Source organism: Kocuria sp. PD6 (assembly GCF_031844145.1).
In the GTDB taxonomy this organism is placed as follows: domain Bacteria; phylum Actinomycetota; class Actinomycetes; order Actinomycetales; family Micrococcaceae; genus Kocuria; species Kocuria marina.
Window position 1 is genome coordinate 49145 of sequence record NZ_JAUZUS010000013.1, and the last position, 8495, is coordinate 57639.

The 8495-nt window shown below is 65.6% G+C and carries 11 protein-coding genes; 5 read left to right on the forward strand and 6 right to left on the reverse strand.

The window, feature by feature from the left end; genetic code table 11:
- Window positions 1–5 precede the first annotated feature (5 nt).
- Together Q9R22_RS11730 and Q9R22_RS11735 are read right to left on the reverse strand one after the other, a co-directional pair.
- Window positions 6–524: a hypothetical protein gene (locus Q9R22_RS11730; protein ID WP_311254257.1), complete on the reverse strand. Its 519-nt coding sequence runs from the start codon at window positions 522–524 to the stop codon at window positions 6–8.
- 4 nt (window positions 525–528) lie between these two features.
- Window positions 529–987, reverse strand: coding sequence for a hypothetical protein (locus Q9R22_RS11735; RefSeq protein WP_311254258.1), 459 nt, complete (start codon window positions 985–987; stop codon window positions 529–531).
- 120 nt (window positions 988–1107) lie between these two features.
- On the opposite strand from Q9R22_RS11735, the gene Q9R22_RS11740 reads away from it, so the two are divergent.
- The 3 genes from Q9R22_RS11740 to Q9R22_RS11750 all read left to right on the forward strand — a co-directional run bounded on the left by Q9R22_RS11740 (window position 1108) and on the right by Q9R22_RS11750 (window position 2553).
- A complete protein-coding gene (locus tag Q9R22_RS11740) occupies window positions 1108–1512 on the forward strand; it encodes a hypothetical protein (RefSeq protein WP_311254259.1) in 405 nt (134 codons plus the stop codon).
- 4 nt (window positions 1513–1516) lie between these two features.
- Window positions 1517–1927 (forward strand): hypothetical protein, encoded by a 411-nt coding sequence (locus Q9R22_RS11745; RefSeq protein ID WP_311254260.1) that lies wholly within the window; start codon window positions 1517–1519, stop codon window positions 1925–1927.
- A gap of 62 nt (window positions 1928–1989) precedes the next feature.
- Complete coding sequence (locus Q9R22_RS11750; protein WP_311254261.1) at window positions 1990–2553, forward strand: hypothetical protein; 564 nt, start codon at window positions 1990–1992, stop codon at window positions 2551–2553.
- 91 nt (window positions 2554–2644) lie between these two features.
- Here the strand turns inward: Q9R22_RS11750 and Q9R22_RS11755 are convergent, their stop codons facing one another.
- From Q9R22_RS11755 to Q9R22_RS11765, 3 genes are all read right to left on the reverse strand, one after another.
- Window positions 2645–2989, reverse strand: a complete 345-nt coding sequence (locus tag Q9R22_RS11755; RefSeq protein WP_311254262.1) for a hypothetical protein — start codon at window positions 2987–2989, stop codon at window positions 2645–2647.
- Window positions 2990–3375: 386 nt separating this feature from the next.
- Complete coding sequence (locus Q9R22_RS11760) at window positions 3376–3627, reverse strand: hypothetical protein (RefSeq protein WP_311254263.1); 252 nt, start codon at window positions 3625–3627, stop codon at window positions 3376–3378.
- A gap of 212 nt (window positions 3628–3839) precedes the next feature.
- Window positions 3840–4067: a glutaredoxin domain-containing protein gene (locus Q9R22_RS11765; RefSeq protein WP_311254264.1), complete on the reverse strand. Its 228-nt coding sequence runs from the start codon at window positions 4065–4067 to the stop codon at window positions 3840–3842.
- Between the two features lie 212 nt (window positions 4068–4279).
- Between Q9R22_RS11765 and Q9R22_RS11770 the strand changes: the two genes are divergently transcribed.
- Complete coding sequence (locus tag Q9R22_RS11770) at window positions 4280–7120, forward strand: DNA methyltransferase (protein ID WP_311254265.1); 2841 nt, start codon at window positions 4280–4282, stop codon at window positions 7118–7120.
- 71 nt (window positions 7121–7191) lie between these two features.
- Window positions 7192–7611, forward strand: a complete 420-nt coding sequence (locus tag Q9R22_RS11775; RefSeq protein WP_311254266.1) for a hypothetical protein — start codon at window positions 7192–7194, stop codon at window positions 7609–7611.
- 78 nt (window positions 7612–7689) lie between these two features.
- On the opposite strand, the gene Q9R22_RS11780 is transcribed toward Q9R22_RS11775, so the two are convergent.
- On the reverse strand, window positions 7690–8049 hold the full coding sequence (locus Q9R22_RS11780; protein WP_311254267.1) for a DUF3846 domain-containing protein: 360 nt from the start codon (window positions 8047–8049) through the stop codon (window positions 7690–7692).
- Window positions 8050–8495 lie beyond the last annotated feature (446 nt).

Consider the following 8495-nt stretch of genomic DNA (forward strand, 5'->3'; position numbering starts at 1 on the left):
TGGTCTCAGGTGCCTGGGGGGGACGTCGTACCCTGGAACGCTTCCGCGATCAGCCGATCCGCCCGCGCCAAGGCCCCCTCGGTGTCAGTGAGCCCCGCCAGCCACCGAGCACGAGCAGTAGGGGTGTCTGGGCAGGGTCCGAGCCACTGGTGGAAGGCCACGGCGTCGAAGTCGTGCAGCACGGCAGGGAGCTGGAGAACGCGCAGCCGGGCATACGCCTGGGCAATGAGGTGTTCGTGGGCCTTCCACGGGATCGCGGGCCCATAGGTGGCGATGAAGTCCAGCTCGTCGGGAAAGCGCAGCAAATGGACACGTTGGCCGGCGCGCGCTGTGCTCTCCAGCAGCTCCAGCTTGGAGTGCTGCCACTGAAGGGTGGTGTCCAGCAGGTCGATGACGGCCCGGGGTGGGGCCCCGGTGGGGGTACCCCAGCGGTCGATCTCGGCTGCGGGCACACGGAGGCGACCGGCCCAGAACTCGGTGTCCAGGCCGGTCGCATCACAGAGCGCGCAGAACTCCGCGGACATGGGGCTATGCCACGTCCTCAGTCTCCACCGCGTCCTCGGTCTCCGCGGCCGCCGCGGGAGCATCGGTGCCGCGGCTGGTGGCCTCTGTGATGGTCTTGCTCGACAGACGCAGCCGCGAGGCGATGTCACGCACGGGCCACCCGGTCTCCTTCAACTCCACGGCCGCGCGGAGGAGATTCTCACGCGCCTGGCGGCTTGCGGCCTCGGCCTCCTGCTGGTGCTCGCCAGCCTGGTCCACGAGCAGCTGGACGTCATCGGGCAGCTCGGTGCTCACCGTCAGGTCGATGCCCTCCTGGGGGACGCCCAGGATGTCCCCGGCGATCTTCTTCAGCTGCGTCGTCACAGAGGTCAGGCTACGGGCCGTGGCAGGCGGTAGCTCGTGGCTGGTGGCGCGTGCGGTCCACCATCCGCCGGCCTGCTGCGCATCGGCGGTGATCGTGACGGTGTTTTCCTGGGTTTCCATGTCCGCTCCGGTGTGGTTTCGGGGATCGATTCGATGGGTCACGCGGTATCGCATGAGACTCAACCACTATATGATGAACTCAAACAATGATTCAATAAGGTGTGTAAATGATAAGGAGTCGTGATGCTGCCCACCCTGCTCATCGCCCTGGGAATCCTCCTCGCCGCGCTGACCATCCTGCAAGCAACCCTGCGCCGCACATGGGTCCGCGAGCGCGCGGAAGTTCCCGCCGTGCTCGCTGCTGCCCCCGACATCCTGGCGGCTGAACACCCTACGCAGCTGGCGACTCGACTGAACCGCGTGCGCCGCACCGAAGCTGTCCATGCCGGCTACCTGGAGCACGAGAAGATCCGCGAGCGTGACCGGGATTCCACCCTGATCCACCTGGCCCGTGCGCGGGAGGCTGCCGAGAAGATCCGCATGGCCATGGCCGCATCGGTGAAGCGCCGGGTGGACGCCGGGGTGGTTACCCCGTCCATGCCCGGCGCCGAGGTCGCTGTCCCCGCTGGGGGCGACCATGAGTAGGGTCATGCAGCGCCTCCGCAAGATCATCGTCACGGGTCTGCTGTCCCTCTCTTGGCTCAGCGGTCTCGCCCTGGCCATCACCGTCAGCTTCGCCGGATACATCGGCATGGGCGCCCTCGCTCTCGTCGCACTCGCACGCCTGGCAGTGCGCAGAGTCGTGCCCCGAGAGATCGCCGCTCACCGCCGCTTCCCCGGGATCGTCCTCTGGCTAACCCTCGACGCTGTGAGCCTCATAGGCGCAGCCATCGTCGGTTTTCTGGGACTCGGGATCATCGCCGCCGCGGCCGTGACGCCCCCCTGGTGGGCGGCCCTTCCCGGTATCCTCGCCCTCACCGCTGGCATCCTGGCGCTGATACCCCCCATCCGCTCCATCACCACCAACACCCGGCGCTCGCGGGCTAGTGCCCCGGCGTAGCGATGCGGAAGTGATGCGGAGTCTGGGGTGTGTTGGGTGTGCCCCGCTACGAAGGAGACCTGATGTTATTGACTCGATCGACTGATGCGCCCCCGTTCCTCTCGGATCACTTCGTGACGGGAGTCTGGGATGGGGGCGAGTGGGCGATGAACCTTGGCCTGGCCGTGCTGTGGCTGGTCATGCTCGGAGCGGTGGCTCCGATGGTGGTGGGGTGGGTCCGTGAGGCCTGGGATGAAATGGCGACCTGGCTACAGGTAGTGGTTGTCGTGGCCATGGTGGCGCTGATTGCGACGGCACTGTGGGCGTTCGGAGATCAAATCTTCGAGATCTTGAATCACCTTCCGGCCAACTCATTCCGTGGGAAGCTGTGGAAGGTGGTCGGTGTTGTTCTGGCGGCCGCTGCGGCGCAGGCGTGGGCATTGTGGCGCATTTGGTCCCGTTTGTTCGATGGGGGCACGGAGTCGCGTGTAGACCTTGTTCCCATTGCTCTGGGCGTGGCCACGCCCGCGATTGTGGGAGCGTGGGTCTTGCTCGCCACAATCCCTGTCGTGTTTGGTTTCACGGTTTTTGGTGTGCTGGCGGTGGCGGTGGTCGTGGCGGTTATCATGCTCGCCGACCAACGATAGGCGCATGCAGAGTTACAAAATAAAAAGCGCCCCTACCGTGAACATACGGTAGGGGCGCTTTGCTGAGGGGGCGGCTAAGCCCCCTGTGGCATCACCAGGTGTGCCAGGGCGCCCCGTTGTGCGAGGCAATCTGCTGGCGCAGCCTCGCGGCGGTGTTCTCGGGGCGAAGCTTGTCACAGATACCCCAGTCAACACCAATCACGCGGGACGGGTGACGCTCGTCCACAAGGGTCATGCCCAGTTCACGGGCGGCGAGCCCCAGCTCCTCGAAACCACCGGCAACCTTCTTGCCGTCAGCATCAAAGATGCCTTCATATGGGCGAATAACCCATTCCATGTTCTCGGCAATGATGCGCCCGGCCTCCGAATCACTACGACCGTCTTCCGGCGAGCCGTTGATGGTGGGCATGGACTGGATAACCGTTGAATCATTCATGTGTATCTCCCTTTCAAGAGGTGGTATTGCTTCTTACTTTTCACACAATGGACCATATTCCGTTTTTATGGAAATGGGTGCGTGAAACACCTGCTCTAATAGTGGCTGTTCCTGTGTGATTAGAGAGGCGAGAGGGGGATGCGCATGCAGCGGAGAGAGGGATTCCGCCCGGGTTCGTGGGCATAGCAGACCACAAGGATATGGGTGGGGCAGATAGTCGGGAAGGACTATCGTCGCCAGACGTTCACCGGACGCGAGCGCAGCAGTGGGGCGCCGGCCGCTGCCATTCAAGGGCTGGGGGGTGTACTTGGGATCGGTGCGAGCGTTCGGGACGCGCAGCGGTAGAGAGCCCATGAACCACCCCATTCTGGGCGCGGTCTTTGCGCCTACAGATCCCCGAGATCCCCGCGGCGAGCTACCTCACCACGCGCACGCAGGTAGAGATCTTGGAGGGCCATCCATCGCCCCGCTGCCCGCGCGCCGGACAGGGCCAGGACAACGGCCAGGTAAGGCGCGCTCCAGAGCCCCCGGGGTGCGCCGAGGAGCACCAGGGCCAGCGCGAGGATAGCCGCGGCGGTGAGGGGCACGAGGGCCATGTAGGCCTCCACACGACGTTGCCCCCGGAGGTGGCGAAGCATGCGGCGCTGCGTGCGCGGGGCGCAACGGGTGAACGCGTCATCGGCGCGCGCCGGACTCGCTGTGTAATGAGCTAGGCGCGCCCGCAGCAGGGGCGAGAGCCCGTTCTGTCCGCGGGGACGCGCCAAGATCGCCGCCCCTCGGCAAGCCAGAGGAACGGCGATCAGCACGGCGACCTGGAGCCCGTGAAAAGCCAGCGGAGTCACGAGGGACGTCAGGCGCGAGCGAGCATGGTGAGGCGGTCGGGGCGGAAGCCGGACCAGTGCTCGCCGGTGTCGGTGACGCACACGGGTGCCTGTGCGTACCCGAGGCCGCGGACGTAGTCCATGGCCTTGGAGTCGGTGGTGAGGTCCACGGTGCGGTAGGGCAGTCCTCGGCGGGTGAGGGCCTTGCGGGTGGCGTTGCAGTCGGTGCATCCGGGGGTGGTGTAGATGGTGAGCATGATGCGGTCCTTCCTGGGCGAGCGGGTCGATCTAAGTGCAACAAATAATTTTATGGACTAGATTAGCAAGTTCATAAGATGAACAAAAGGCCCCGCAAAAGAGGGTGCCCCGCGCGCTCGCGACCCGCCCCGATGACGCCCCGCGGGGTCACATCGACCGGGAACGCGAGTCGTAGGCGCGGGCGGGCATCGGCGCCCGTACTCTCATGCATATGTCACAAGATCAGCTCGGCCGCGCCGAGATCATCGCCAACCTGCAAGGCTTTGCGACCGGCTGGGGAGAGCGCATCGCCGGGTGGCGCTCCACGGGGGAGAGCTCGACGGAGACGAAGTACGCGCAGCAGTTCTGGTCAGCGCTGCTGCGGTGCTTCGGGATCATCCCCGAACGGATCGACCTGTTCGAGCGCGACGCCACCCGCGCCTCCACGGGCCGGCGTGGACGAATCGACTTCTTCATGGTCGGCGTGGCCATCGGCGAGGCCAAGAGCCTCGACGTGGATCTTGATGACGCGGTGGAGCAGATCAATGACTACCTGCGCGGCGGGATCGCCCAGACCGAGTGGCCCAAGTACGCGATCGCCACCAACCTCGAGCAGCTCCGCGTGCTGCGCCTGGACGGCACCGAACCCGAGGTGCGCTTCACCCTGTCGCAGCTGCCTCAGCACTACGACACCTTGAAGTTCCTCATCGGCCTGGAGGCGGTCACGCACCGGGAGCAAGAAGACGCTTCCATCGTCGCCGCCCGCCTGATGGCCGGGCTCTATACCTCTGTGCTCGGCGACGACGCAGACGAAACCGTGGGTGAGCAAGCCCCGCGCACCCGCGAGGAAGAAGACGAGCGCGCCGAACGCACCTCGATCCTGATGACCCGACTGCTGTTCATGCTCTACGGCGATGACGCCGGCCTGTGGCGCCGCGACCTGTTCTACCAGTGGGTGCTGGAGGAGACCACCGCCGACAGCCTCTCCACGCAGCTCGAAGCCCTCTTCCGGCACCTGAACACACCGCCCGCCCGGCGTTCCCCGCGCACCCCGGAGCTGATGGCCCAGTTCCCCTACGTCAACGGTGGGATCTTCGCTGATGCCACCGAGGTGGACTGGTTCACCCCGGAGACCCGTGAGGCGTTGCTGGCCGCGTGCCGGTTCCAGTGGTCACGGATCTCGGTGTCGGTGTTCGGGGCGATGTTCCAGCTCGTGAAGTCCCGGGAGGCCCGCCGCGCGGCGGGGGAGCACTACACCTCCGAGGAGAACATTCTCAAGACCATTGGCCCGCTGTTCCTGGATGACTACCGGGCGCGGGCGGACCGGCTGATTCGCAACAAGTCCACCAGCGCCCGCGAGTTCGACAGCTTCCTGGAGGAGATGGCGGCGAACATCTACGTGGACCCCGCCTGCGGTGGCGGCAACTTCCTCAATGTCGCCTACGCCCGGCTGCGCGAGATCGAAACCGATGTGCTCGCCGAGAAGCGCCGGCGCTCCAAGGACTACTCGGCCACCCAGGGCATGACCATGAGCCTGGACGCGACCCTGGACCAGAAGCTGACCATCGACCGGTTCTACGGCATCGAGATCAACTGGTGGCCGGCCAAGATCGCCGAGACCGCCATGTTCCTCGTGGACCACCAAGCCAACCTGCGCCTGGCCGCGGCCATCGGCCAGGCCCCGGAGCGTCTGCCCATCACCATCACCGCCCACATCACCCACGGCAACGCGCTGCGCCTGGACTGGGAGGAGATCCTGCCCGAACCGACCGGCCAGACCTTCGTCTTCGGCAATCCCCCGTTCCTGGGCGACAACACCCGCAACGCGGCACAGCTGGCGGACATGCGTCACGCTTGGGGCAACATCGACCAGCTCTCCCGCCTGGACTTCGTCACCAGCTGGCACGCCAAAGCCCTCCAGCTCTACCGTGATCGCCGCGGGGCTTTCGCGTTCGTGACCACCAACTCGATCACCCAGGGAGACCAGGTGCCGCGGTTGTTCGGGCTGATCTTCTCGGAAGGCTGGCGGGTGGCCTTCGCCCACCGCACCTTCGCCTGGGACTCCCAAGCCCCCGGGCAGGCCGCGGTCCACTGTGTGATCGTGGGCTTCGACCGCGACCGGGCAGCACGGGCCCGGCTGTTCGACTACGAGAACCCATGGGCGGAACCGCGCGAAGTGCCCGTGTCCCAGGGGATCAACGCGTACCTGGTGGACGGGCCCAACCTGCTGGTGGAGAAGCGCTCCAAGATGCTCTCCCCTGTGCTGGACAAGACATGGCGTGGTTCTATGCCCAGCGACGGCGGAAACCTGATCGTGGAGCCTGCGGACTACGCGGAAGTGATGGCCGATCCGGTGGCGGCCAAGTACGTCCACCCCTACGTGGGGGCCAGCGAGCTGCTGCACGATGTGGACCGCTGGTGCTTGTGGCTGGAGGACATGGACCCGGAGGACATTCGCCGGTCCCCGGTGCTGAAGGCCCGGATTGAGGCAGTGCGCGATTTCCGGGGCCGCTCCAAGGCAGCCACCACCAGGGAGTATCCGCACCACCACCTGTTCCGGCAGCTGGCCAAACGGGACGAGCCCTACGTGTGCATTCCCCGGCACGTGTCGGAGAACCGCCGGTACTTCACCGTCAAGCGCTTCGATCCCGAGGTCATCGCCGGGGATGCGAACTTCACCATCTCCGACCCTGACGGCCTCCAGTTCGCGGCGCTGTCCTCCTCCATGTTCCTGGCCTGGCAGAAAGCCATCGGCGGGCGCATCAAATCCGACCTGCGGTTCGGGTCCACGCTCACCTGGTACACGTTCCCCTTCCCCGACCTGGACGATGCCACCCGAGCCAGAATCACCGCTGCGGGACAGAAGGTGCTCGATGCCCGCGCGCTGCACCCCGAGCGCTCGCTGGCCGCGCACTACTCCCCGCTGGCCATGGACTCCGCCCTGATCCGCGCCCACGACGCCCTGGACCGCGAGGTGGACAAGGCCTTTGGGGCGCCCCGGAAGCTCACGACCGAGGAGCAGCGCCAGGAGGTGTTGTTCAAGGCCTACGCCCGCATGCTCAACCACGCCTGACCAGACACTCACTGGCGCCCCACGGGGCGCCGTAACCGCTCGCGCACAGCACTCGGCCCCAGGAGAACGTGATGACCACGGAGGACGAAGCGACCGAGTACTACATGCGCACCGCGCGGGTAGCGATGCACAACCACGGTCTGAACCCCGAGCGGTGCGCGGCGCTCGCGGCGTGGGCAAGATCCGCAGCAGAGGCGGGTCATCGTGACCGTGGCGTGATCGTCAGCGGTGACGGGCGGCTGTGGGCGGAGACGGTGCAGCCTCCGAAGCCGGCCGGTGATGGGTCAGGGCGGAGAATCCCGTACCCGCCGTGGGAGATCAATCCTGCGACCTGGCCCGGCGGGAACCCGCCGGACGGGCAGTGGGCAGTGGGCGAAGCCATGGACGTCGTCAGGGACAGGTCAGGACAGCCAGTGGCGCACATCGTCTACTGGGAGGTCTGTACGGGCTGGGTGGGCATGTGGGGGCCCAACGACCGGGAGCGCTCCTAGAGCGCGCTCACAACGCGATGTGGGGCCCGCTGGAGGCAGGGATGCCTCCAGCGGGCCCCACACGGGTGGCGGGATGGTTCAAATCTGCTGGAGGGCACCAGTCAGCTCGTGAACCTGGAGAGGATCAAGGCCCGTAGCGTCGCCGTCCTCGTCCGGGGCGCCCGTGATGACGGCGTCCCCGGCGATGTAGTCCCCCAGGCCCAAGCCGCTGTAGAGCATCCCCGCCAAAGTAGTTGCCCGCACGTTGCAAGCTTTCCCGCAGAGCTTGCCCTCCTCGTTGATGAACATGTCTGCCTTCACGCCCGGCAGATGCACGACCTCGACGTAACCGCCCACGGCAGCCTGGAGCGCATCGAGGGTGGTGGAGCGTTCGAGCTCGCGCAGCTCCGGCTCAGCTGTGGCGTCTGCGGGAACGAAAAGAGCGGTGATGGTGGCCATGATGCCTCCTGCGTCGGTGATGGTGGGGCCGTCTGCCCCGCTGACTAGTACGATTTTACAAAAAGGATAATACAAACACAATAACTATGGTCTCGACGGTCCATGACATACATCTGCGCACGCTGGCGAAAGACAGGGAGCTGGTTGGTGCACTCGGTCAGCGGCGAGGCAGCTTGTCTTCAAGCTGGGTTCCCGCCGCGGCGCCCTGCTCGGGGCCTGAAGGGGTGCCAACTCCTGTCAAGTCACACCACCGAAGAAAGGCCCGGAGGGTGGCGGTCAAGAGGAGAACGACAGCAACGAGCCACCACTGCAAGGCGTGAACGGGGGTGATGAGGTAGGCGAGATCGTCAAGGGTAGGGCTGGGCAAGGCAAGAACCGTCATTGCGTCCTCCGTCTAATAAACTCGTAAAACAAATTTATGAACTGTTATATAGCTACATATGCGG

Excerpts from the sequence above, each read along its gene's own strand:
- Q9R22_RS11775 (WP_311254266.1), top strand. The coding sequence starts at position 7,192 with ATGACCACGGAGGACGAAGCGACCGAGTACTACATGCGCACCGCGCGG.
- Q9R22_RS11745 (WP_311254260.1), top strand. The coding sequence starts at position 1,517 with ATGCAGCGCCTCCGCAAGATCATCGTCACGGGTCTGCTGTCCCTCTCT.
- Q9R22_RS11730 (WP_311254257.1), bottom strand. The coding sequence starts at position 524 with ATGTCCGCGGAGTTCTGCGCGCTCTGTGATGCGACCGGCCTGGACACC.
- Q9R22_RS11770 (WP_311254265.1), top strand. The coding sequence starts at position 4,280 with ATGTCACAAGATCAGCTCGGCCGCGCCGAGATCATCGCCAACCTGCAA.
- Q9R22_RS11750 (WP_311254261.1), top strand. The coding sequence starts at position 1,990 with ATGTTATTGACTCGATCGACTGATGCGCCCCCGTTCCTCTCGGATCAC.
- Q9R22_RS11765 (WP_311254264.1), bottom strand. The coding sequence starts at position 4,067 with ATGCTCACCATCTACACCACCCCCGGATGCACCGACTGCAACGCCACC.
- Q9R22_RS11780 (WP_311254267.1), bottom strand. The coding sequence starts at position 8,049 with ATGGCCACCATCACCGCTCTTTTCGTTCCCGCAGACGCCACAGCTGAG.
- Q9R22_RS11755 (WP_311254262.1), bottom strand. The coding sequence starts at position 2,989 with ATGAATGATTCAACGGTTATCCAGTCCATGCCCACCATCAACGGCTCG.
- Q9R22_RS11735 (WP_311254258.1), bottom strand. The coding sequence starts at position 987 with ATGGAAACCCAGGAAAACACCGTCACGATCACCGCCGATGCGCAGCAG.
- Q9R22_RS11760 (WP_311254263.1), bottom strand. The coding sequence starts at position 3,627 with ATGCTTCGCCACCTCCGGGGGCAACGTCGTGTGGAGGCCTACATGGCC.